Source organism: Janthinobacterium lividum (assembly GCF_011601275.1).
In the GTDB taxonomy this organism is placed as follows: Bacteria; Pseudomonadota; Gammaproteobacteria; order Burkholderiales; family Burkholderiaceae_D; genus Janthinobacterium; species Janthinobacterium lividum_E.
The window spans coordinates 21,009-43,418 of sequence record NZ_JAAOLY010000029.1 but is presented as its reverse complement, the minus strand read 5'-3'; the positions used below and the strand labels follow the sequence as shown (position 1 = coordinate 43,418).

The following is a 22,410-nucleotide window of genomic DNA, read 5'->3' as shown; positions in this document are numbered from 1 at the left end:
GGGGTGGGGCGGGGCAGTTCGGCAAACGCCACGTGATCGAGGCCGCCGTATTTTTTAAGTTGCAAAGCTTGCATGATGTTCTCTCTGAATGCTGTGAAATGCTGGCGTTCAGGCCAGGCGCAGGTCCTTGCGCAAACCGGCGTCCAGCAGCGAGGCGGGCATGAAACGGCGCATCAGGCGCAAACGCGCCGCCAGCGGCCCTGCCGTGTAGCGCAGCTTGGGCTTGCTTGCCTGCGCCGCCGCCAGGATGGTGTCGGCCACGATGGCCGGGTCGTCGGCGCCGGCCATCAGCGTTTGCAGCCGGCTCGTGACGGCCGCGCTCACTTGCCGGTAGGCGGACAGCGGAGTATCGGGCGCCAGCAGATTGGCTTCGAACGTGGTTTTCGTGTAGGCCGGTTCGATGACGCTGGCGCGGATGCCCCAGCCCCGCACTTCATGGTCGAGCGATTCAGTGTAGCCCTCGATCGCGTGCTTGGTGGCGGAATACAGTGCGCCATAAGGCATGGGCAAAAAGCCCACGACGGAACCGATATTGAGGATACGCCCGCCGCCCTGGGCCCGCATGTGCGGCAGCACGGCCAGAGTCATGCGCAGCACGCCATAGAAGTTCGTGTCGAAGATGGCTTGCGCCTGCGCAATGCTGCTTTCCTCGGCGCCAGCCGGGGCCACGCCGAAACCGGCGTTATTGACCAGCAGGTCGATGCGGCCTTCGCGCTGTATTACCTCTGCCACGGCGGCAGCGACGGACGCATCGCTGGTGACGTCGAGCGCCAGCATCGCATGGCCGGCCTCGGTTGCTTGTCCGCCGCGGCGGCTGGTGCCGTACACCGTGTAGCCGGCTTGTGCCAGGCGCCGGGCCGTGGCCGCGCCGATGCCGGACGAGGCGCCGGTGACGAGGGCAATCTTCTTGTTTTGCATGGCATTCCTTCAGTGGTTGAGAATATTGAATATGACGATCATCATATTTTTGTTTCAAAAAAAGCCCGGGACGGATCAAGGCCACGGGCGATGCGGCTAGCTTGGTGTCTGAAACTGCGCCAGGGTGGCCGCGCACAGCGCGTCCGACAGGGCCGGTTCGTCCACGGCGCGCGCGAGGATGGTCGTGCCGATCATGGCGCACACCATGGCCATCGCTTGCGCGTGGGCCTCGGGCTGGCCCCAGTTCGGCAACTGGCGCGCGAACAGGTCGATCATTTCCTTGATATGGATGGTGGCGGCGCGCCGCACCTCGGGTGCCTGGCGCGGCATTTCCGAGCCCAGCGCCGACACGGGACAACCCACCTCGATGGCGGCGACATGTTCGGGCGACAGATACGCGGCCAGCATGGCCTGCAGCGCCTGGCCGGGCGGGGCGGCAGCGGCCACCCTGGCCGCCAGCGCCACGGCTTCGGCGCCCGCGCGGTCGCCCGCTTCAGCCAGCAGCGCGTCGCGCGAAGCGAAGTGCGCATAGAAGCCGCCATGCGTCAGGCCCGCTTCCTTCATGATGTCGGCCACGCCCGTGCCCGCATAGCCGCTGCGGCGGATGGCGCGCGTGGCCACCTCGACGATGCGCTCGTGGGTGGCTTCCTTGCGGCTTTGCGCCGCCGGTTTGTTCGGTGAGTTCTGCATGACGATCATCATATAGCAGTTTTCAAAAGCGTGCACGCGGTGCGTCCAGGGCATCTCAGAACAGCCCGGCCGTCCAGTCGGTGAATGCCCGCATCGCCGGGGAAAGAAAGCGCTGATGGGGGTAGAGCAGCGATACGGGCACGGGCGCCGGCCGCTTGTCGCCCAGCACCTCGACCAAAGCCCCGGTCCGCAAATGGCCGCTTACGAGGATCTCGGCCAGCTGCATCAAGCCGTGGCCGGCCAGACCCAGCTCGATGTACAGCCCCGTCTCGTTGACGGCGACCGTGCCGGGCAGGGGAACGGCGACATTGACGCCCTCGTCGATGAAATGCAGCTCGCCGCCCCGTCGCGGCGTGCTGGAAAAGTAGTTGACGGCCCGGTGTCCCGGCAAATCTTCCAGGGTTGCGGGAATACCGTGTTCGGCCAGGTAGGTGGGCGCCGCGCAGGTGATCCAGCGCAGTTCGCCCAGGCGGCGCGCGACCAGGGTCGAATCATCGAGGCTGCCGGTGCGGATCACGCAATCGACGCCTTCCTGTATCAGGTCCACCTGGCGGTCATTGACGCCGATCATCAGGTAGATATCCGGATAGCGCTGCTGGAATTGCGCCAACTGGGGCAGGATCACGGCATGGGCAATGCCGCCAGGCATATCCACGCGCAGCCGTCCCTGCGGGCGCCCGCCCGCGTCGTGCAGGCCCGCTTCGGTGTCGGCGATCAGATCGAGTATTTCGCGGCAGCGGTGGAAGTAGCGCTCGCCTTCGGGCGTCAGGCTGAGGTGTCTGGTGGTACGGTTCAGCAGGCGCGTCTGCAAATGTTTTTCCAGCCGCTTGATGATGCTGGTGACCGACGAGGCGGGCAAGCCCAGGGTTTCGGCCGCGCGCACAAAACTGCGGCTCTCGACCACGCGAAGAAATACCTGCATTGCTTGTACGCGATCCATGTCTTGTCCGTGTAGCGCCAAAGGAAATGGCACTATAACCCAACATTATTCGGATTTTTTGCAGAATGAAAACGTCCGGCGCCACTTTTTCCGCGTGCTTGCCTGCACTAGACTGCGTGCACCCATTAGCTCTTCCAGGAATCCACCATGACCGAACAAGACCGTCAACTGCTGGCACCGCTGGCCCCAGTCCCGCACAGGATATTGATACGCGGCGCCACGATCATCAGCATGGATGGCAATATCGGCAATATGCCCAGGGGCGACATCCTGATCGCCGATGGCGCCATCGCCGCCATCGGTGAGCATCTGGCGGCCGACGGTGCCGAAGTGATCGATGCCGCGCAGATGATCGCCATTCCGGGCATGGTCGATACCCACCGCCATTCTTGGGAAGGCCAGCTGCGCCGCATCAACCCGAATGCGGCAACGCTCGAGGACTATTGCAACGCCACGCATTTCTCGTTTGCCAAATACTACCGGCCGCGCGACATCTACGTGGGCAATCTGCTCACGGCACTGGGCTGCATCGACGCCGGCATCACGACCGTGATCGACAATTCCCACAACAGCCGCACGGCTGCGCACTCCGACGCGGCAGTGGAAGCATTGCTAGATACCGGTATCCGCGCGGTGCATGCTTCCGGGGCGCCCGTATCTGGCGTCTGGGACGAGGCGCATTGGCCTGGTAACCTGGCACGCCTGCAGGAAAAATATTTCACCAAGCCTGACAGCCTGGTGACGCTGGCCATGATGGCGCAGCTGGAACCGCAGCAGTGGGCCGTCGCCCGTCAATTGGGCATTCCCATCGTGACCGAGTTTTTTGGCGGTGACATGTCAGCCGAGCTCGAAGGCCTGCATGCGCAGGGGATGCTCGGCAGCGACAACATCTTCAACCACTGCACCTGCCTGCCGGAATCGGGCTGGCGCATCTTGCGCGAAGCAGGTGTGCGCGTCAATGTCTGCCCCCGCTCGGATGCACACTACGGCATCGAGGATGGCGTGAACGCCTGGCAGAAGGCATTCGAGCACGGCATACGCCCCGGCCTGAGTATCGACAACGAGACCTCGTACAGCGGTGACATGTTCATGGAAATGCGCGTGGCGTTCTATCTGCAACGGGCGATGGATCATACCCGGCGCCATCACGGGCATCACCATGTGGCAGCGCCCAGCGATGCTTTCCGGTTACTTGAGGCTGCCACCATCGACGGCGCCGCAGTTGCGGGGCTGGAACAACGGATTGGCAGTTTGAGCCCGGGCAAGCAGGCCGACCTGGTGCTGATACGCACCGGCGACCTGAACATTTACCCGGTCAACAACGCCATCGGCACCGTGGTGCACGCGGCAGAGCGCAGCAATATCGATACCGTCATCGTTGGTGGGCGCGTGCGCAAACGCGGTGGCGTTGTCTTGGGCGTGGATCAGGCAAAGCTGCGTGCTGCAATCGACGAATCGTGTGGCCACCTGTTCAGTGCCGCCGGTTACCAGCCCGATCTGTTCGAGGCGTCCTTTGCACCGATTCACGGTTCGTAAGCAGCGCTGGATGAACGCGTTACTGTTACCGATTGCTTTCTGCGCCGGCATTGCCATCGCCTTGCAAACCACGTTGAATGGGCAGTTAGCGCGCAGCATCGGCGGGGACTCGCTGACGGCCTCGCTAGTGTCTTTCATCATCGGTGGGTTGTTTCTCGCTTTGATCGCCTTGCTGCGCGGTGGTACCGTCCCATCACTCGCGCAAGTGCCTGCCCAGCCCCTCTGGAGCCTGTTGGGCGGCATGCTCGGTGCCGGAGCACTGCTGTGCAATGTCCTACTGGCACCGCGCATCGGCCTGACATTGCTGGTGGGGCTGGCCGTCGTCGGCCAACTGATGTCTTCGTTAGTTATCGATCACTTTGCCCTGCTGGGTGCAACGGCACGGCCGATTTCCGCAGCAAAACTGGTAGGCGCGCTGCTGATGATCGCCGGTTTGACCGTACTGGTATTCGGCGACCGCGTGTCGAGAGCGCTGAACGGATGAAAGCGGCGTCTCGCTGGCAGAGCCGCATCAGAAAATAATCTACACAAACGAGAAAATCATGTTCGAAATTATTGAAAAATCCGACGATCTGCTAGGCGAATGTCCGATCTGGTGTCCACGGACGCACCGGCTTTTCTGGACCAACATCCTAGGAAACGAGCTGCTGGCCTACGCGCCGGGTACCGGGGTCCGTGGGCGCTGGCCCTTGCCCGAGCGCCTGGCGTCGTTTGCATTCACCGCGCGGCAAGACGTGCTGTTACTCGGCCTGGCATCCCGCCTGGTCTTTTTTGATCTGGCGACAGGTGTGGTCAACGAAATAGCTGCATCACCGGGCAACCTTGATACACGTATTGGTGACGGGCGTTGCGATCGCGCCGGTAACTTTGTCTTCGGCACGATGCACGAAGGCGAACCGCAGGAGCAGGTGGGGGCTTTTTATCGTCTCAATGCGCAAACAATGAGCATCGAGTCTCTGTCGCTGCCCGGCGTTGCCATCGCCAACAGCATTTGCTTCAGTCCTGACGGCACGACTATGTATTACTGCGATTCGCTGCAGCCGCACATTTTTTGCTGCGATTACCCTAGCCTTGAACATCAACATGTATTTGCGGATGTCATCGGCGGAGGCGCGCCGGACGGCTCCTGTGTCGATGCGGATGGCTTCCTGTGGAATGCGGAGTGGGGCGGCAGCAGGGTCGTTCGGTACAGCCCGGATGGCCGCATTGATCGTGTCATTACGTCGCCGGCGAATCAGAGCACCTGTCCGGCCATCGGCGGGCTCTCGGGCGACACGCTGTTCTGTACCAGCGCAAGGGTGGGCCTCGCTAAGCCCACCGATGCAGACGGCGCCGTGCTTGCGGTCGGCATACCAGGAATAAACGGCATGCCCGAGACCTGTTTCGCTGGCTAGGTGTAACGGCTCGCGTTTGAAAACGGGCGTGCTCGCATCCGACGCCGTTTTCGGCTCGAATTAACTGCAAATAACGGGGGGCCCGTGCTCACGCTATCTGCAAATGAGCTTGCAATCCCTCAGAGGCAATTTCCGCTTCGGCCGAATGCAGACTTTAAAATGATGTGGCTAATACGTCACCGCCTATTGAAAACGCCACGGCGAGGAATTCCAGGTCTCCCGATACTGCATCGCTCCACCTGGCGACATGCCGGGCAATACGTGAGAATCGATGCAGCTCGCTCGCTTAGTATAAATCCTTGAAGAAAAATCGTGTTCCTCGACCTATAACCCTCCGAAGGGTATGACATAAGTTCGCGGAGCAAGTGTGAAGTAAAAAAGTTAATAATTAGTTCAAGCATGGGAACTTTCTGCGATCCTCATGCGAAGACCGGTGATAAGCAGATCGAGGCCAGCGTCAAATCGCGCATCAAAATCCGGGCTGAATAATTCCGCTGCCGCAGCCAAAACATGTGGATAGCCCTTAGCCGCCAGAGCTTCAAACTGGTCACGGTGAGTTGCGATGGCCAGCGATATTTCACCAGGGGCAGCCAGCGGTTGCTCTTCCATCACGAAGCCCATTACGTAATAGATGATGCTGAAGGCACCCCAAGACGCCAGCCGAGTGGAGGCCCCAGCCTCGCACAAAGGGCCGATCAATGCCTCGGCAACGCGAAGTGTGTTGTCGGTGATGACGTAGGTGCCAGCATATACGCGTGCACCGTCCCGCCGCTTGAGCAGCGCATTTCGAATCTCATGTGCGGTCGCGCTGACCGCATCGAACCAAGCAGTCGAGGGGGACAGTTCGTCCGGATGCTCGTGCGCGACCCCTTCAATCAAAGCGTCGGCTATGCCATTCATCAAAGCCTGCTTATTGGCGAAGTGCCAATACAGTGATGCTGCTTTGATGTCCAGTTCCTGGGCAAGACGGCGCATTGTAAGACCCTCTATACCTACCTCGTCCAGCAGGTTCAAAGCGGTGGCAATTACGGCTTCACGTTGGATCTTCATAAACTTCTTGTTTGACAGACTAACGACGTTAGATTAACATAAATTTTTTAACTAACGATGTTAGATTGAGGTGCAAATGAAAAATGAAAATGCGGATGTGATCGTAGTAGGTGCAGGCCCTGTAGGTTTAACTCTGGCATGCGAGTTGCGGTTGGCAGGAATACGCGTCACAGTACTAGAGCGCCGTGACGCGCCAATAGCGCAGTCGCGCGCGCTAACTATGCACGGCAGGACGGTGGAGATGCTGGCCCAACGTGGCGTGGCTGACCGCTTTCTGGCGAACGGCATAAAGATTCCCAGCGGGCATTTTGCGGGATTGAAGACGCGACTTGACTTTTCGGTGATCGACACCACCTATCCCTACACACTGTTCATCCCACAGAGCGTGACCGAGCAACTGCTGGAGACATGGGCGCTTGAGCTAGGGGTTGAATTGCGCAGGAATGCTACGGTGGAGCGCATTGTCGAAACGGCCGATGGCATTTCCGTGATGGGACAACAGCACAGCGCCCCTTTCGATATTTCTGGCAGCTACGTGGTCGGTGCAGACGGCGCGCGTAGTCTGGTTCGCCAGCACGCAGGCATCGCCTTCCATGGTCTGCCGGCTACGAAGACTGTCATGCTTGGCGACGTTCGTCTGAGCGCACCGCCGTCTACGCCGGGATTCAGTGTCGGCAACGCGGCAGGTGGATTAATGATCGTTCCCTTGGGTAGTGGTATGTTCCGCGTCATCGTGATCGATACCGACAGAGTTGATGTGCCTGCGACCACGCCCGTCACGCTCGAAGAGTTGTCTGATTCGTCCACACGGGTGGCGGGACAGGACTTTGGCCTGCATGCACCGACGTGGCTATCACGCTTCTCGAATGAAACCCGCCTGGCGAGTGTCTACCGCAAAGATCGAATCTTGCTGGTTGGTGATGCCGCACATATCCACCTTCCGGCGGGCGGCCAGGGTATGAACGTGGGCATGCAGGACGCGATGAACTTGGGCTGGAAGCTGGCGGGCGTAGTGAACGGACATGCGCCAGAGCCGCTGCTGGACAGCTACCACAAAGAGCGTCATGCCGTTGGTGCGGCGCTGTACCAAAATACCTTGGCGCAAAGTGCACTAATGATGAATTCGTTTGATGCTCCGGGACAGGCGCTGCGAGAGACATTCAGTGAGCTGATGAAAATTCCTGCTCTTAATGCAGTGCTTGCGCATGACTTGTCCGGCTACGGGATTCGATACCCGGCCTCAGTTGTCGATGTTCCGCAGGGATGGGCGCTGCTGCCCGATTGGACAGGGCGGCGGCTGCCTGACTGGCAGCTAAAACTGGATAACGGTGGCCAAGCCTCGCTGTTCAGTTTTTTGCGCAGTGGCCATTGGCTGCTGCTGCAACTGACGACCAGTGAGGATCGCGAGGGTGGAAACTACACGCCTGAGCTCGATATGCGATGGGTCGATACGATCAAAGCTGTGCCTGCGGGCTCCCAAGTAACACCGGCAGGCGCGCATGCCTTGCTCATACGTCCGGACGGCTACGTGGATCACGCTGTGGGCATCAAAAGGAACGCGTGATAACCAAGCGGGTCTTGACATGTAAGTACCACATTCTAAGAGCCTGTCAACGTAGGGGTGATTCCAATTGCAGTTAGCGCGAGCACGGGCCGTGCGTCATTTGCACTTAATCTGAGCCGGGAAACGCGTCGAATGCGAGCATGGCACGTTCTAAACGCGAGCCACTACAGCTAGGGTTCCCGTCACAATGCGATAGCGCGCATATCGTCTACCGCAACGATGAAAAATACTGGGTCGGCGATTTCCCCATAGCCTTTTTGAACATGGTGATGAAGGCGTTGACAGAGTCGTAGCCAAGATTACCTGCCACATTTTGTACGGATTGTCCTTCTGCCAGTTGACTCAGCGCGATCATCAAGTGCAATTGCTGCCGCCATCGGCCGAACGTCAAGCCTGTCTTGTTTTCGACCAGCCGCGCCAACGACCGCTCGCTCATGGCTAGAAGATCTGCCCATTGACGCAAGGTGGTGCGGTCGCCGGGATCGGCGATCAGGGCATCGGAGATTCGCCTGATTTTTGGATGGTCGGATATAGGCAAGTGCAATTGTTCGACCGGTGCTTGTGACAACTGTTCCAGCAACACCGCGATCAGCCTGGCGCTTGGCCCATCTGTCGCAGCGACGGGGCCCTTTTCGGCGATGTAGCGGATCATCTCCCTGACCACAGGTACGATGGCGACAGTACAGCACTGGTCCGGCATGACGGCCGCACCAGGCTCGATAAACAAAAAGTAGATGTGGGCGTTACCCGTTGCTCGGCAGCTGTGGGCCATTCCGCTCGGTATCCAGACTCCATGCTGTGGTGGCACCAGCCACAAGGCATCGGAAACTTCGCATGTGACGGCGCCTTGCAGTGCCAGGATCAGCTGTCCCTTGCGGTGCTGGTGCGCCACATGCTCGACGCCGTTCTGTTGCGACGCAAGTTCGAGTGCCACGGCAGTCTGCTCGAAGGTGTCGGAATCGAAATCCTCGGGCGATCTGACAAATAATCGGGGGTTTGGCATGATTTAGGTATAGTCAGTCAGTTTATCTATATTAAAGCAATTTCTTATCCTCTAAAGTCTTAGTTTTTCCAGACAAAACGAGAGATGAACACATTGACTTTGAATATTAGGTGGGCAACCGTATCGCTGATCGCGGCAATACTGCTCGTTGCCATGAACCTGAGGGTACCTTTTACCGCTGTCGCCCCCGTGCTGCCCTGGATACAGCATGACTTCAGCCTCTCCACCAGCGCTGTCGGATTGTTGACCTCCTTGCCCTTGCTCGCCTTCGCGGCGTTTTCCCCGTTCGCCGCATCGATCGCAGCGCGCTTCGGTTTGGAGCGCACCGTTCTCGGCGCATTGGGCGTCATTGCGGCTGGCGTTGCTATTCGTTCCGGCGGCAGTACCTGGGCCTTGTACGGCGGAACTGTTCTAATCGGCGCTGGTATTGCGCTGGGAAACGTCCTGCTGCCCAGTCTCATTAAACGCGATTTTCCGGCGCATCTGGTCTCCCTGACCGGTGCGTATTCCATCACTATGGGCGCTGCCGGCGCCATCGGCTCAGCTGCTGTCATTCCGCTCACGCAAGCATGGGGCTGGAGCGCTGCGCTTGCGATGTTCGTTATCGTTCCGCTGGTAGCGCTGTTGGCATGGCTGCCACAATTGAATAAACAAGGCAAAGCTGCCAGTGCCACCAAGCTCCAGGGCGCAAGCGTCTCCGTTTGGCGCTCGCCGCTTGCATGGCAAGTCAGCCTGTTTATGGGGCTTAATGCGATGCCGTTTTATATTGCTGTAGGCTGGCTGCCGACGATTTTGATGGAGCATGGCATATCTGCAACCGCAGCGGGCTCGCTGCACGGAACGCTCCAGTTGGCCACTGCAGTACCAGGATTGTTCATGGCCGTGATACTGCGCCGCATGAAAGATCAGCGCGCAGCAGCCGTGATCGCCAGCTCACTGTCTGCCATCTCATTGCTGGGATTGATGCTGGCACCGTCGATGGCACTGCTGTGGTCTGTCTTGCTGGGATTTGGCTGCGGCGCTAGCATGATATTGGGCCTGACCTTTATCGGTCTTCGTACCACGAATGCTAGAGATGCGGCTGCGCTGTCGGGCATGGCACAGTGCATCGGTTATCTGATGGCAGCTGCGGGTCCGATGATACTGGGCGGCTTACACGATGTCTTCGGGGATTGGTCCACCCCATTGCTTATAGCATCCATGCTCACTCTCCTCGGAGCATGGTCGGGCATGTTGGCCGGGCGAGCTGTTCACCTCTAGGCGGGGAAAGCGAAAGGCTGGCCAATGACTGCTCCTGTACTCAAAGGTCGGGCGTGCGATTGTCGCAGCTAAAGAATCCGGCCCCGACGGTTACGCCGCCATTGATGCCGTCATTCCGTGGTCCGCATTCGCACAAAGCGTAAGCCTACGCCATGAAGACTTCATGCGCCTGCCAGTCGGTAACCAACACCTCGGCCCAGCTACCTTGACGGCGGAATTGCTGGCGGCCCCACAGCGCGGGCAGTTCGGGCCGCAGCCGGTCACGGTGGCGCACCAGGTAGTCGATCAACTGCGCCGGCATGCGGCAGCGCCCAGCGATGCTTTCCGGTTACTGGAGGCTGCCACCATCGACGCTGCCGCAGTTGCGGGGCTGGAACAGCGGATTGGCAGTTTGAGTCCGGGAAAGCAGGCCGACCTGGTGCTGATACGCACCGGCGACCTCAGTTTATATCCTGTGAATAGTGCCATCGGTACCGTCGTGCACGCCGCTGAGCGCAGCAATATCGATACCGTCATCATCAAAGGGCGCGTGCGCAAGCGCGGTGGCGTCGTGCTGGGCGTGGACCAGGCCAGGCTGCGCGCCGCGATCGACGAATCCTGCTTTCACCTGTTCAATGCCGCCGGTTACCAGCCCGATCTGTTTGCCGCATCGTTCGCGCCGATACACGAGGTGTAGGCAGCGCCCGCTGGACGCTGCCTACGCCGCTAGGTCAGCATCAGGCCAGCTTGCGCTTGCCTGCGGAAACGCGGTTCCAGCCATAGCCGGCGACGATGATGGCCACGATGGCCGCCTGCGCCAGCAGGGTTTCCATGGTCGGCAGGATGCCCAGCAGGTCGATGCGCATGAAGTCGACGGGGGTGACGCCGATCCAGCCCGCTTCTTGCAGCGCGGCCACGCCTTTGCCCATCAGGATCACGGCCAGCACGGCCACGAAGGCGGACGTCCACGAGAAGAACTTGCCGATCGGCATGCGAGCGCTCGTGCGCAGCAAGGCCCAGGCGATCACGACCAGCAGCACGATGGCCACGAGGAAGCCGCCCAGCAGGGCGCCGCCATTGCCATCCGCCGCCAGGGCGGAATAGAACAGCACGGTTTCAAACACTTCGCGGTAGACGGCAATGAAGGCCAGGGCGAACAGTCCCCAGGCGGAGCGCCGGCTCATCGCCGCCGTGAGTTTCTCGTGCAGGTATTCCTGCCAGCGTCCGGCGCTGCTCTTCTGGTGCATCCACAAGCCCACGCTGAGCAGGACGAGGGCCGCGAACACGGAACCGAGTCCTTCGCTGACTTCCCGGCTGGCGCCGCTGATGGTGACCAGGTATGTCGCCGCCACCCACGTCAGGCCGCCCGCCACCAGCGCGCTGGCCCAGCCCGCATGCACGTAGGGCAGCACGTCGTTGCGCTTGGCCTTGCGCAGGAAGGCGATGATGCCGATCACGATCAGCAGCGCTTCCACGCCTTCGCGCAGCAAGATCGTCAGGGCGCCGACGAAGGTCGTCATCGGGTCGGCCTTGGCGTCGCCCAGTTCCGCTTCCACGTGGGTAAACAGTTGCTGCAGTTTTTCACCGGCCGCTTCGGCGTCGGCCACCGTGCCCTTGGCCACGGCGGAGCGGTAGGCGAGCATGGCGTTTTCCACGGCCAGCAGCAGGGATTTGTTGCGCGCGCCCACCATCGGCTCGATCGGCTCGAAGCCATCCAGATAGGCGGACAGGCCCAGGCGCGTGGCGTTCGCGCGGTCGCCCGCGCGCATGGCCGCCAGGCTTTCGGCCAGGCGCAGACGCGACAGGGCCAGGCCGGCCGGCTTGTGCGCCTCGGCCTTGTCGGCATGGCTGCGCAAATACGCCGTCAACGCTTGCGCCTCGTCCGCGCCCAGCTTGGCGGCCACGGCTTCCTGCGTCAGCGTCGTCACGGCAGCCAGGTCCGGATACAGTTTTTTGCTGCGCGGATCGTCCTGCCAAAGCTTTTCGCCGCGCGCGCTTGCCGCCGCATCGTGCGACATGCCGCCGATATAGAAAGCCAGGTCCCAGCGCTCGTTGTCGGACAGCTGGCCGAAACTGGCCATCGAGGTGCCGGCCACGCCTTGGGAGATGACCTGGTACAGCGCCATCAGGCTGCGCGACTGCGCCCGTTCGCCATCCGTAAAGGCGATCGGTTTCGGCTCCAGGCTGGCCGCCAGCGGACCATCGCCGCCGCCGGCCACGCCGTGGCAAGAAGCGCACTGGGCCGCATACAGGGCCGCGCCGCGCGCCAGGTTCGGTAGCAGTTTCGGCGCCACGGGTATCGGGTAGGCGGCGATCAGCAAGCCGTTCGCATGGTGGGCCAGGCGCTTGACTTCCACGCCGTCCGCCTTGGCGACGACGGCTTTGCGCAGGTCGGCGATGGCAGCGGCAATGGCCGCTTGCGAGGCGTGGGCGGGCAGGGCGGCGATCTGCGTCGTCGCGTTCTCCGTAAAATCGAGCATTTCCGCGTATTCCGCTTCGCTGACCACCTTGCCGTGTTCGACGGCGCCGCTGTAATCGACGGCAACGTAGTCAATCAATTGCCACAATTGCTTGGCGCCGGCGCCCTGGTCGGCCACTTGCGCGTGCGCGCCACCGGCCAGCAACAGGCTGGCGGCCACGAGCGGATAGCAGACGAGCCATTTCTTGATAGAACTGAACATGATTCTCATTCTCATTTGTCGTTAACCCGGCGACTATAGGACAGACCGTGCTGGGTGTCAACGGCGCGCGGGCGTAAATGGCGGGGGGATCTCTGTCATACTTGCTTGCTTATCCTGTCAATGAGTTTTGAGGAGCCTTATGTTCATTGTCCTTTTGCATTACGTTCAACCGCTGGCAGCCATCGAGGCTCACATTGAGGAGCATCGGAGTTTTCTTGATCGCCACTATGCGACGGGTCGTTTTTTAGCGTCCGGTCCCCAGATGCCGCGAACAGGAGGTGTCATCCTCGTGAAAGGCCTGAGCCGTGAGGAATTGGATGGCGTGCTTGCAGAGGATCCCTTCTACCGGGAGCAGATCGCAACTTATCAAGTCATTCAATTCAACCCGAACAAGTTTGGTGTTGGTATCGAGGCTATTTTGGGCTAAGCGGCATCAAAGTGAGTCTGCAGCGTGCCCTGGCTGATATGGCTGACCAGATGCGGAGAGGCTCTAGAAAGGGGCGGGGAGCCAGGCCTACTGGCCGGACGCCGGCTTCGCGTACAGCCCCCTGGCCAGGCCATTGTCCGCATCGTCGACTTTCAGACCGCCCTTGACGACACGCAAGGCCAGCTTCTGGAACGCCTGGCTCCTGAGCCATTGCGGGTCGGTGACGGCGAACGCGGCGATGCGTTCCTGCGCGCGCTCGGCTGGTACGGCCAGCCATTGGTAGTCCGTTTTTGAACCCTGGCGGCGCAAACCGGCGCGCACCCAGCGTTCCGAAGCCGGCATGCGGACGATGGCGTCGCCGTTCGCCACGCTCACGGCCGTGGCCTTCTTGCCGCTTTGTGCTTCGAATTTTACCTCCACGCCGGCCATCGGTCCCACTTGGGGAAAGCCGACGATGGCTACCCACAGGCCCGCTTCGGCGGGCTTCTGGATGCGCATTTCCGATTCCTCGAACACGCGGAACTGCGGCTCCTTGCCGCCGTTATTGCCCGCCACCAGGGTCACCATGTCGCCGGCAACGCGCCACTCGCCGCTCGCTTGCTGGTCGGTATTGCCATAACTGAGTATCCATTCGAACGTGCCATCCTTTTTCAGCAGCAGTTCGGAGCCCGTTTCCATGATGCCTTGCAGATAATAGTGTCCGGGCAGTGTGGACGCGGCCGGCTCGGCCGCGCTGGCCGGAATGAAGAAGGCGAGGGCGGCGCAGGCCAGCAGGCTGGAGAGGGATTGCTTCATCGGTGTGTCCTCGCTATGTCTTTATGAATAGTCATCATAGCAACATCAATCCCTTGCCGTCGCGCACCAGGACACACCCTGCAGCCAGCGTGCCGGTCAGTTGGCGCTGAAATCGAGCACCACGCGCGCGGCGACCTTGCCGTGTTCCAGGCGGCTGAAGATGTCGTTGATGGCCGACAGCGGCTGCAATTCCACGTCGGCCTTGACCTTGCCGGTGGCGGCAAAGGCGAGCGCCTCGGCCATGTCCTGGCGCGTGCCCACGAAGGAGCCGCGTATCGTCACGCAATTGGCGACGACGTCGAACAGCGGCGTCGGAAAGTCGCCCGGCGGCAAGCCCACCAGCACGCAGGTGCCGCGCTTGCGCGTCATCGCCACGCCTTGCTGGAAGGCGTCGATCGACGGCGCCGTGATCAGTACGCCGTGGGCGCCGCCGCTGGTCGCTTCGCGCAGTGCCGCGACAGGGTCGCCCTGGTGCGCATTGATGGTCACTTCGGCACCGAGGGCGCGCGCGTGTTCCAGCTTGCCCTCATCGATGTCGACGGCCGCCACGCGCAAGCCCATGGCCAGCGCATATTCGATGGCCAGGTGGCCCAGCCCGCCGATCCCGGACACGGCCAGCCACTGTCCCGGCCGCGCCCCCGTTTCCTTGATGCCCTTGTAGCTGGTCACGCCGGCGCAGATGATGGGCGCGGCCTGCACGGCGGACAGTCCCGCCGGTATATGCGCGACGTAGCGCGGGTCGGCCAGGATGTATTCGGCGAAGCCGCCATTCTTGGTGTAGCCGCCGAACTGCGCTTCGGCGCATACGGTTTCCCAGGCTGCCAGGCAATGTTCGCAATGGCCGCAAGCCGAGTACAGCCAGGGCACGCCGACCCGGTCGCCCAGCTGCACTTCCGTCACGCCCGTGCCCACGGCTACCACCAGGCCGATGCCTTCATGGCCGGGAATGAACGGCGGCGTCGGCTTGACGGGCCAGTCGCCGCGCGCCGCATGCAGGTCCGTGTGGCAGACGCCGCACGCTTCCGTCTTGACGAGGATCTGGCCGGGACCGGGCACCGGCACGGGCACCTCGCGCAGCACCAGCGGCTGGCCCAGTTGTTCGACCACTGCGGCTTGCATTGTTGTGGGTATCATGGCATTCCTTGTGAAGTTGATATGGCATAGGGCAAGCTACTGTTCTGGAGAATCGCCTCAGGCAGGCGCGCTACCATAGCTTGTTGAACAGAATCTTGCGTACGGTCATATTCTGCTGCACACGGCGCGAAAATTGATTGATCTACATCAATGTATACCGGCTGGGAATGTAGTCTGCCGGTCATGCGTTTTCCTTATAGATGAGGTGCTGCGTCACGGTAGCGTAAAAGCGTGCCCGGCTGGCGCCGGATACAGGCAAGCCGGCCCTGGCGGTGTTTCCTGGCCAGGCCCGGCGCACTCAAGCTCAGGCCGCAGCGGCGACTTCGGTGGCAAAACCACGATACGAATGCAGCGGGCGGCCCAGCAGCGCGGTCAGCCGTTCGACATCGCCGGCGTCGGGGATCATGCCCTCGGTGAGGAAGCGTTCGCTCATCAGCCGCATGTCATAGGCCATCCAGCCAGGCATGAATTGGCGCAGGTTCTTTTCGAAGCCGGCCGTATCTTCGCCCGGGTAGGCGATAGGGCGGCCCAGCACGTCCGTCCAGATGGCGGCGATATCGGCACCGGTCAGCGTGTCGGGGCCGACCACGTTGATGTGGTTGATGGGCAAGGCGCTTGCCGACTGCTCGCGGCGTATGAGTTCGATTGCCGCGACTTCGGCGACGTCACGCGTATCGACCATGGCCAGGCCTTTGCTGCCGACTGGCATCGGATAAATGCCGTAGCCGGTCACCACGTCCTTCACCGTGAGATCGTTGTTGATGAAATAGGCGGGGCGCAGGATGGTGGCGTGTAGCCCCATCTGCTCGATCATCCGTTCGACGCCGAACTTGCCGGAAAAATGCGGCACATTCAAATAGCGGTCGCTGTGGATCACCGACAGATAAACGATGCGCTCGATGCCTGCCTCGCGCGCCACGTTGAGTGCGATTAGCGCCTGCGTGTATTCGTCCGGCGTCACCGCGTTGAGCAGGAACAGCGTCGACACGCCGGAAAAGGCGCTGCGCAGCGAGTCCACGTCCAGCATGTCGCCTTGAACGACGTCAACGCCTGCCGGGAAATCGGCCTTCGATGGATCGCGTGCCAGCGCGCGCACCTGGGCGCCGCGCAAGACGAGTTGGGCCACAACCTGACGGCCGATATTGCCTGTGGATCCGGTAACGAGAATGGTCATGATGAGACTCCTTTGTGTAGGTGAAAGAAATTGTTGTAATTCAAGCGTCGATCAAGGTCACGACAGCCTTGCCCAGCCGGGCGTGCGTGCGATGGCGTTCGATGGCCGCCGGCAACTCGTCCAGGCGCACGACGGTACTGACCGTGGAGCGCAGGCGGCCGTTGGCCACGTCTTCGCCGGTCGCTTGCAAGCGACCGGTGTCGGGCGTGTTCTGGAACCACAGGCCGCGACGCCCCTCGGGGGTACGCGCCAGAATGTCCGGTGACGCGGCACTGACGATGGCGCCGTTCGGGGCCAGGACTGCCCAGGAGCGCTCCAGCACGTCGCCACCGGCGTAATCGAGCACGAGGTCGATATTGCCGGCCAGGTCTTCGAAATTTTCCCTGTCGTAGGCGATGACATGGTCTGCGCCCAGACTGTGGAGGTAGGCGGCGTTGCTGCCGCGTGCCGAGGCATACACCACGGCGCCGGACTGGTGCGCGTACTGCACCGCGAAGCCGCCCAGGCCGCCGGCCGCGCCATGGATCAGTATGCGTTGCCCCGCTTGCACAGGCCCGGCAAGGTGGAGACTGTTCCAGGCCGCGACCGTAGCCAGGGGCAGGGCGGCGGCCGCCACGAAATCGAGCGCGTCCGGCACCGGGCTGAGGTTGGTCTCGTTGACTGCCACAAGCTGCGCATACGCGCCGAGGCCGCCGACCGGCCCCATGACGCGGTCGCCGACGCGCAGCCGGCTGACGCCCGCGCCTACCGCCTCCACGACGCCGGCCAGTTCAATGCCGAGAACCTGTGGCAGCTGCAAAGGAAACGCTTTTTGCACGAGGCCGTCACGCAGCTTCCAGTCCAGGCCATTGATGCCGGCGGCGTGGACGCGGACCAGCACCTGGCCGCTGCCGGCCGTTGGTGGCGCGATCAGCGCAAGCTGGAGCGCCTCGGGGCCGCCGTATTTACGCAGTACGAGCGCACGAACTGTATTCATAATCAACACCTTCAGAGTTGGCTGGTCAGGGCTTCAGAATAAGGTGTTTCAATTGAGGCGCATAGACTATAAAATGGAGACGTACCGTATCAATATCGAGACAGCATGGATTTCAACGCGCTAGGGGATTTTCAACTGGTGGCTGCGCATGGCGGCTTTGGCAAGGCCAGCCGCGCCAGTGGCCGGTCCAAGGCGACCTTGTCGCGGCGGGTGGCCGAGCTTGAGCAAGCGCTGGGCGTGCGCCTCATCGAACGCGGCGCGCAGCGCCTGGAGTTGACGGAGGCTGGCCAGCTGCTGCTGCAGCGCACGCAAGGGCCGATGAACGAGCTGGCCGAAGCGGCGGCAGCGGTGCATGACAGTTCCGCCACACCGCGCGGCAGGCTGCGCATCGCGGCGCCGCTGCTGTTTTCGCAAGTCGCACTGGGACGCATCGCCGCGCGCTTTCTGACCAGTTATCCGGAAGTGCAGATCGACATCGTGGCCGAGGACCGTGTCGTCAATCTCGCCGACGAGCATTTCGATGTGTCGATCCGCATCAATCCGCCCAAGGACAGCACGCTGGTGGGCCGCTGTTTTGCCAGGGACAGGCTGGTGCTGGCCGCGGCACCGCAGATCAGCAAGCCGAAGGAGGGCGGCCCCGTTGCGGCCGTGGTGACGCCCAGCTACCGCGACGGCGATGTCTGGTCCGTCAGCGGCGGGCAATTGAGCATCGCCCCACAAGCTGTGCTGAAGGTATCGTCGCTACTGATGGTGCGCGACGCCATCGCCGCCGGGGCCGGCGCGGCAATGCTGCCGCGATCCATCATCGGCGACTTGCTGGAACAGGGCGCGCTGGTATCCTGGGGCAGCGCCGACGAGGAAGTCGAACTGTGGGTGCTGCATACCTCACGCCGTTTGCAAAGTCCCAAGGTGCGGGCGTTCGTCGACTTCATGTGCAGCCAGTTCCCCGATGGAATCTTCAACGCGCCGATCCGATAAATAGTCCCCGGAAAATAAGATGACACCATCAAAACCGAAGCAGGCACTCGCCACCTACTATATTGATCAGCTCGCCAGTTGGTCACACATCACGACACGCCGATTGTTCGGCGCCTGCGGCCTTTATCGGGAAGGTCATGTCTTTGGCATGGTGTGGGACGGTGCTTTGTACCTGAAAGTCGACGACGAAACGCGCAAAACGTACCTTGCCGCAGGATCGCATGCCCTGGAATACGTAAGCAAAGGCAAGGTACAAGCGCTCCATTCCTATTGGGAGGTCCCGGCAGATGTCGTGGAAGACCGCGAGACACTGTGCATCTGGGCCGAGCGTGCGTATCAGATTGCGCTGAAGGAGGGGAGGACGAAGCGCGTACGTTCACCCACCTAGCGCCGCGTAGCGATTTTGGTGAAAACAAACAGCCTGGACCAAGCTTTCCACTGTTCGTCGCAAATCCATGGAGCCTCGGGCAGCACTCGCTAAGATAGCCCATTCAATTAATGAAAGGGAAATGTATGCGCATTCGTCCATGGCTATTGCCAGTCCATGCTTCAGGCCGCGCGCTGCGCGTGGGAGCCTTGCTGGGGGTGGCGGCATGTAGCGGACCCGCCCATGCGGGCGAGTCCGATATAGCCGAGCGTATCGCCGAAGGGCTGCGCCAGCGGGTGGACATCGCAGGCGAGCCGGCGCAGACCTTCGATATCCAGCAGCGCCTGCGCCGCTATCACGTCTCCAGCGTCAGCGTGGCAGTCATTCGCGACAGCAAGATCGCTTGGGCGGGAGTCTACCGGCAACCGTCCGCTCCAGCGGCCGACACCGACACGCTGTATCAGGCCGCGTCCATCAGCAAGGGCGTGACCGGTGCGCTGGCGCAGCGGCTGGCAGGCAGCAACAAGCTCCAGCTCGATAGCCCGGTGGACGCCTGCCTGCTGCCGTGGACCTTGCCCGCCGGCCAGCAAAACCCCGAGCATCCGGTGACCTTGCGCAATTTGCTGAACCACACCGCAGGGGCGACCGTGTCCGGCTTCCCCGGCTATCCACCATCGCAGGCTATCCCGACGGACCTTCAGATAATCAAGGGCGAGCCGCCATCGCTCACGCCGGCGGTCGCCATCGAGACCGTCCCGGGCGCCGCCTATGCATATTCCGGCGGCGGCTACACCATCGCCCAGGTCGCCATGCAGCAATGTCTGCGCACGCCTTTTGCCGAATTGATGCGCCAGCAAGTGATGCAGCCGCTGGGAATGGGGCGCAGCACATTCGCGCAGCCATTGCCGGCGGCAGAACACAACCGCGCGCACGGCCACTACGCCGACGGCAGCGAAGTCGAAGGCGGGGCCTTCGTCTATCCCGAACTGGCGGCCGCTGGCCTGTGGACCACGGCCAGCGACCTGGCGCGCTTCGCGATCGCTGTCCAGCGGTCGTGGAAAACCGGCACGGCCTTTCTGAGCGCCACCGAGGTGCGCGATCTGCTGACGCCGGCGCTGAACAATTATGCCCAGGGCTTGTTCGTGGTTGGTGATGGCGAGCACAAACGCTTCATGCATGCCGGCGGCAACACCGGCTTCAAGAGCACCTACGCCATGTATCTCGACAGCGGCAACGGCGTGGTAGTAATGACCGACGGCGACAACGGCAGCTATCTTGGCGGCGAAATCGTCAAGGCGGTGTCGTCCGTCTACGGCTGGCCGGATTTCAAACCTCGCCAGGTCCAGGCGGCGCCGCTGGACCTGGCAACGGCTACACGCTATGTCGGCATCTACCAGCTCGACAGATTCGACGGCCGCTTCGCCAACCGCTACGAACTGCGCTTCGACGGCAAGGACTGGACGATGGTGATGCCAGACATCGGCGCCACCCGCCTGGTGCCGACCGGCAAAACCAGCCTGGTGTCCCCCGAGACCGGCGACATCATCGAACTGATACAGGATGGCGCCCAAGACCTGTTGTTGATCGGCGGGCGCAAGGCTCACCGCAGCCCGGACAGCTGATCCGGCGACGGTAGCGCCAATTCGGCAAAAGCTTACGAGGCGGTGCTGACCAGCTACGATCACGATGGACATCCAGATCTGCGCGCCGCGTCAGCTTCTTTTTGGCGGCGTATTCGAGGTCGGAAAAGCTCTTTTGCAAGATGGATCGTGGATGGTAAAGGTGCCGTTACTGTCCCAGGTGGAAGCGCGACAGGGAACGGTATGCGCTGAATTAATCAGCGGTTCCCTAAAGCACAGGAGAAATTGATATTTTCCGCAAAGTAGTAAAGTTGAAAATTTTCCAAGTATGATCTGATTAAATGGCGCAGCACTATTTAATGCACATACATGGGAAGGAAACGACGGTGAATGTACAACTGGTGGTGCTGGTCGTTGACGATGTCGAACCGATGCGCAAGGTCATTGCGGCCCAACTTGGATACTTGGGTATCGACCAGTTGCATATGGCGCCCACCGGCGACGCTGCCCTGAATCTTCTACGCACACATGATATCGATCTGGTCCTGTCGGATTGGAATATGCCTGGAATGAGTGGCATGGCGCTGTTGGGCGCGATGCGGGAAGATCCTTTGCTTTGCAGCATACCCTTTATCATGATCACTGCCGATGCAGAACGCCATCGGATAGATGAGGCGATAGCGCAGGGAGTTGCCGACCTTCTGGTAAAACCTTACACCACTGCCCGGCTGGCAAAGAGCATTGAACGCGCCATGTCGGCACCCCCATTCCGGCGGCCTCCTGCATTGTCGGGCTTGACTACGCACGAGATGAACAATGCACAGAAGAGTGAGCCTGCATTGGATCAGCATCCTGAAGAGAAGCTGACCATTCTGCTGGTTGACGACCAACCTGACAATTTGCACGTTTTGTATCATATTTTCAAGGACCGCTACCGTATTCTTGCCGCTGACAGCGGCAAGAGGGCACTCGACATGTGCTGCTCGGATTCCCCTCCTGACTTAGTCATGCTGGATGTAATCATGCCTGGCATGGATGGTTTTGAAGTTGCTCGTTGCATGCGCAAGCATCCAAGTGCAGAAAACATTCCGGTCATTTTCGTCACAGCCCTGACGGACGAAAAGGCACGCATTCAGGGCCTGGGACTCGGCGCAGTCGACTTCGTCACCAAACCGGTCGATCCTCAGTCTGTAGTGCTACGCGTACGCAATTTCATGCGCTATGCCAGCTTACGCCGCCAATTGCAAGGGGACTGCGACCGTATGCTCGCTATGGCTCGGCTGCGTGAGGCAGCTGATGACATGATGCGCAATGACATCCAAGGTCCCTTGAAGACGGTGCTGTCTGTTCTGCAAGGGCTGCGGACAGACAAGGAATTGCTACGGCGCCATAGTCTGCAGTTGGAAAACGGCGAACAAGCTGTCTTGAATTTGCTCGATCTTGTACATCTGTCATCCCAGCTGTACAAGATCGAAAGCGGCCGCTACGTAATGGAAGCGGAGCCAGTACCCATCGCGGAGCTGTTGCGGCAAGTCGTGACACTGGCACGGACAGGTTTTAAACAACGTAAGCTGACAATTGTGGTTGATTCTGATGGCGATGTTGGCGTCGAGCCGCCCCGTATTGCAGGCGATGCGACGCTGACTTTTGCGCTACTCCAAAATCTGCTCAAAAATGCATGTGAAGCGTCGCCTGACCATGGCCGAGTCAGTGTAGCGCTCATCAACGTTGACCCGGTGCGTATCGTGATCGTGAACAAGGGAGTTGTGCCGACACAGATCCGTCCGTACTTGTTCGAAAAATACACGACCGTGGGCAAACCGGGGGCAGCTGGCCTTGGCGCTTATTCGGCGCGATTGATGGCCCACGCGCAAGGCGGGTCGATCGAACTGGATGTTTCCGACGAACGCAATACAACGACACTGACCATTTTCCTCCCCAAATACACGAGCCAACCCTAACGA

General features: G+C 61.1%; 21 protein-coding genes. 11 read left to right on the top strand and 10 right to left on the bottom strand.

All coding sequences use genetic code 11. The annotated features are described in order from the left end of the window. Positions 1–108: 108 nt before the first annotated feature. From GYK42_RS27260 to GYK42_RS27250, 3 genes are all read right to left on the bottom strand, one after another. Positions 109–918 (bottom strand): oxidoreductase, encoded by an 810-nt coding sequence (locus tag GYK42_RS27260; protein ID WP_166450052.1) that lies wholly within the window; start codon positions 916–918, stop codon positions 109–111. Positions 919–1,014: 96 nt separating this feature from the next. Then, positions 1,015–1,620: a TetR/AcrR family transcriptional regulator gene (locus GYK42_RS27255; RefSeq protein ID WP_166450051.1), complete on the bottom strand. Its 606-nt coding sequence runs from the start codon at positions 1,618–1,620 to the stop codon at positions 1,015–1,017. Positions 1,621–1,663: 43 nt separating this feature from the next. Then, positions 1,664–2,548, bottom strand: coding sequence for a LysR family transcriptional regulator (locus GYK42_RS27250; RefSeq protein WP_166450050.1), 885 nt, complete (start codon positions 2,546–2,548; stop codon positions 1,664–1,666). A gap of 147 nt (positions 2,549–2,695) precedes the next feature. Between GYK42_RS27250 and GYK42_RS27245 the strand changes: the two genes are divergently transcribed. Genes GYK42_RS27245 through GYK42_RS27235 form a run of 3 tightly spaced genes read left to right on the top strand, consistent with a single transcriptional unit; the run spans position 2,696 to position 5,478 of the window. After that, positions 2,696–4,084, top strand: coding sequence for an amidohydrolase family protein (locus GYK42_RS27245; protein WP_166450049.1), 1,389 nt, complete (start codon positions 2,696–2,698; stop codon positions 4,082–4,084). Positions 4,085–4,094: 10 nt separating this feature from the next. Next, a complete protein-coding gene (locus GYK42_RS27240; RefSeq protein WP_166450048.1) occupies positions 4,095–4,568 on the top strand; it encodes a DMT family transporter in 474 nt (157 codons plus the stop codon). Positions 4,569–4,626: 58 nt separating this feature from the next. Then, complete coding sequence (locus GYK42_RS27235) at positions 4,627–5,478, top strand: SMP-30/gluconolactonase/LRE family protein (protein WP_166450047.1); 852 nt, start codon at positions 4,627–4,629, stop codon at positions 5,476–5,478. A 393-nt stretch (positions 5,479–5,871) separates the two neighbouring features. Here GYK42_RS27235 and GYK42_RS27230 read toward each other — a convergent pair whose 3' ends face one another. Continuing rightward, positions 5,872–6,528, bottom strand: a complete 657-nt coding sequence (locus GYK42_RS27230) for a TetR/AcrR family transcriptional regulator C-terminal domain-containing protein (protein ID WP_166450046.1) — start codon at positions 6,526–6,528, stop codon at positions 5,872–5,874. A 76-nt stretch (positions 6,529–6,604) separates the two neighbouring features. Here GYK42_RS27230 and GYK42_RS27225 point away from each other — a divergent pair, with 76 nt between their 5' ends. Then, a complete protein-coding gene (locus tag GYK42_RS27225; protein ID WP_166450045.1) occupies positions 6,605–8,092 on the top strand; it encodes an FAD-dependent oxidoreductase in 1,488 nt (495 codons plus the stop codon). Between the two features lie 208 nt (positions 8,093–8,300). On the opposite strand, the gene GYK42_RS27220 is transcribed toward GYK42_RS27225, so the two are convergent. Then, the gene (locus tag GYK42_RS27220; protein ID WP_346768168.1) at positions 8,301–9,026 is read right to left on the bottom strand and encodes an AraC family transcriptional regulator; all 726 of its coding nucleotides are present in this window, start codon (positions 9,024–9,026) and stop codon (positions 8,301–8,303) included. 153 nt (positions 9,027–9,179) lie between these two features. Between GYK42_RS27220 and GYK42_RS27215 the strand changes: the two genes are divergently transcribed. Both GYK42_RS27215 and GYK42_RS27210 read left to right on the top strand, forming a co-directional pair. Continuing rightward, entirely contained in the window at positions 9,180–10,355 is a 1,176-nt protein-coding gene (locus GYK42_RS27215) for an MFS transporter (RefSeq protein ID WP_166450043.1), read from the top strand. A 163-nt stretch (positions 10,356–10,518) separates the two neighbouring features. Further along, positions 10,519–11,031: an amidohydrolase family protein gene (locus tag GYK42_RS27210; RefSeq protein WP_240943888.1), complete on the top strand. Its 513-nt coding sequence runs from the start codon at positions 10,519–10,521 to the stop codon at positions 11,029–11,031. Between the two features lie 40 nt (positions 11,032–11,071). Here GYK42_RS27210 and GYK42_RS27205 read toward each other — a convergent pair whose 3' ends face one another. Then, on the bottom strand, positions 11,072–13,015 hold the full coding sequence (locus GYK42_RS27205; RefSeq protein ID WP_166450042.1) for a cytochrome c/FTR1 family iron permease: 1,944 nt from the start codon (positions 13,013–13,015) through the stop codon (positions 11,072–11,074). Positions 13,016–13,154: 139 nt separating this feature from the next. On the opposite strand from GYK42_RS27205, the gene GYK42_RS27200 reads away from it, so the two are divergent. Then, positions 13,155–13,442: a YciI family protein gene (locus tag GYK42_RS27200; RefSeq protein WP_166450041.1), complete on the top strand. Its 288-nt coding sequence runs from the start codon at positions 13,155–13,157 to the stop codon at positions 13,440–13,442. Between the two features lie 87 nt (positions 13,443–13,529). Here GYK42_RS27200 and GYK42_RS27195 read toward each other — a convergent pair whose 3' ends face one another. From GYK42_RS27195 to GYK42_RS27180, 4 genes are all read right to left on the bottom strand, one after another. Beyond that, the gene (locus GYK42_RS27195; RefSeq protein WP_166450040.1) at positions 13,530–14,237 is read right to left on the bottom strand and encodes a hypothetical protein; all 708 of its coding nucleotides are present in this window, start codon (positions 14,235–14,237) and stop codon (positions 13,530–13,532) included. A gap of 96 nt (positions 14,238–14,333) precedes the next feature. Continuing rightward, the gene (locus tag GYK42_RS27190) at positions 14,334–15,368 is read right to left on the bottom strand and encodes a zinc-dependent alcohol dehydrogenase (protein ID WP_346768169.1); all 1,035 of its coding nucleotides are present in this window, start codon (positions 15,366–15,368) and stop codon (positions 14,334–14,336) included. Between the two features lie 307 nt (positions 15,369–15,675). Next, positions 15,676–16,545: an SDR family oxidoreductase gene (locus GYK42_RS27185; protein ID WP_166450039.1), complete on the bottom strand. Its 870-nt coding sequence runs from the start codon at positions 16,543–16,545 to the stop codon at positions 15,676–15,678. A gap of 40 nt (positions 16,546–16,585) precedes the next feature. Continuing rightward, positions 16,586–17,521, bottom strand: coding sequence for an NADP-dependent oxidoreductase (locus GYK42_RS27180; protein ID WP_166450038.1), 936 nt, complete (start codon positions 17,519–17,521; stop codon positions 16,586–16,588). A gap of 105 nt (positions 17,522–17,626) precedes the next feature. Here GYK42_RS27180 and GYK42_RS27175 point away from each other — a divergent pair, with 105 nt between their 5' ends. The 4 genes from GYK42_RS27175 to GYK42_RS27160 all read left to right on the top strand — a co-directional run bounded on the left by GYK42_RS27175 (position 17,627) and on the right by GYK42_RS27160 (position 22,407). Continuing rightward, positions 17,627–18,499, top strand: a complete 873-nt coding sequence (locus tag GYK42_RS27175) for a LysR family transcriptional regulator (RefSeq protein WP_166450037.1) — start codon at positions 17,627–17,629, stop codon at positions 18,497–18,499. Positions 18,500–18,518: 19 nt separating this feature from the next. After that, entirely contained in the window at positions 18,519–18,887 is a 369-nt protein-coding gene (locus GYK42_RS27170) for a TfoX/Sxy family protein (RefSeq protein WP_166450036.1), read from the top strand. Between the two features lie 125 nt (positions 18,888–19,012). Further along, positions 19,013–20,488 carry a serine hydrolase domain-containing protein gene (locus GYK42_RS27165; RefSeq protein WP_166450035.1) on the top strand — a complete coding sequence of 492 codons (1,476 nt, stop codon included), beginning with the start codon at positions 19,013–19,015 and terminating at the stop codon, positions 20,486–20,488. Between the two features lie 344 nt (positions 20,489–20,832). Then, positions 20,833–22,407, top strand: coding sequence for a response regulator (locus tag GYK42_RS27160; RefSeq protein ID WP_166450034.1), 1,575 nt, complete (start codon positions 20,833–20,835; stop codon positions 22,405–22,407). Positions 22,408–22,410 lie beyond the last annotated feature (3 nt).

Coding starts and splice junctions, on each gene's coding strand:
- GYK42_RS27180 (WP_166450038.1), bottom strand. CDS start 17,521: ATGAATACAGTTCGTGCGCTCGTACTGCGTAAATACGGCGGCCCCGAG.
- GYK42_RS27205 (WP_166450042.1), bottom strand. CDS start 13,015: ATGTTCAGTTCTATCAAGAAATGGCTCGTCTGCTATCCGCTCGTGGCC.
- GYK42_RS27235 (WP_166450047.1), top strand. CDS start 4,627: ATGTTCGAAATTATTGAAAAATCCGACGATCTGCTAGGCGAATGTCCG.
- GYK42_RS27170 (WP_166450036.1), top strand. CDS start 18,519: ATGACACCATCAAAACCGAAGCAGGCACTCGCCACCTACTATATTGAT.
- GYK42_RS27255 (WP_166450051.1), bottom strand. CDS start 1,620: ATGATGATCGTCATGCAGAACTCACCGAACAAACCGGCGGCGCAAAGC.
- GYK42_RS27165 (WP_166450035.1), top strand. CDS start 19,013: ATGCGCATTCGTCCATGGCTATTGCCAGTCCATGCTTCAGGCCGCGCG.
- GYK42_RS27215 (WP_166450043.1), top strand. CDS start 9,180: ATGAACACATTGACTTTGAATATTAGGTGGGCAACCGTATCGCTGATC.
- GYK42_RS27195 (WP_166450040.1), bottom strand. CDS start 14,237: ATGAAGCAATCCCTCTCCAGCCTGCTGGCCTGCGCCGCCCTCGCCTTC.
- GYK42_RS27200 (WP_166450041.1), top strand. CDS start 13,155: ATGTTCATTGTCCTTTTGCATTACGTTCAACCGCTGGCAGCCATCGAG.
- GYK42_RS27230 (WP_166450046.1), bottom strand. CDS start 6,528: ATGAAGATCCAACGTGAAGCCGTAATTGCCACCGCTTTGAACCTGCTG.
- GYK42_RS27175 (WP_166450037.1), top strand. CDS start 17,627: ATGGATTTCAACGCGCTAGGGGATTTTCAACTGGTGGCTGCGCATGGC.
- GYK42_RS27185 (WP_166450039.1), bottom strand. CDS start 16,545: ATGACCATTCTCGTTACCGGATCCACAGGCAATATCGGCCGTCAGGTT.
- GYK42_RS27245 (WP_166450049.1), top strand. CDS start 2,696: ATGACCGAACAAGACCGTCAACTGCTGGCACCGCTGGCCCCAGTCCCG.
- GYK42_RS27250 (WP_166450050.1), bottom strand. CDS start 2,548: ATGGATCGCGTACAAGCAATGCAGGTATTTCTTCGCGTGGTCGAGAGC.
- GYK42_RS27260 (WP_166450052.1), bottom strand. CDS start 918: ATGCAAAACAAGAAGATTGCCCTCGTCACCGGCGCCTCGTCCGGCATC.
- GYK42_RS27210 (WP_240943888.1), top strand. CDS start 10,519: ATGCGCCTGCCAGTCGGTAACCAACACCTCGGCCCAGCTACCTTGACG.
- GYK42_RS27240 (WP_166450048.1), top strand. CDS start 4,095: ATGAACGCGTTACTGTTACCGATTGCTTTCTGCGCCGGCATTGCCATC.
- GYK42_RS27225 (WP_166450045.1), top strand. CDS start 6,605: ATGAAAAATGAAAATGCGGATGTGATCGTAGTAGGTGCAGGCCCTGTA.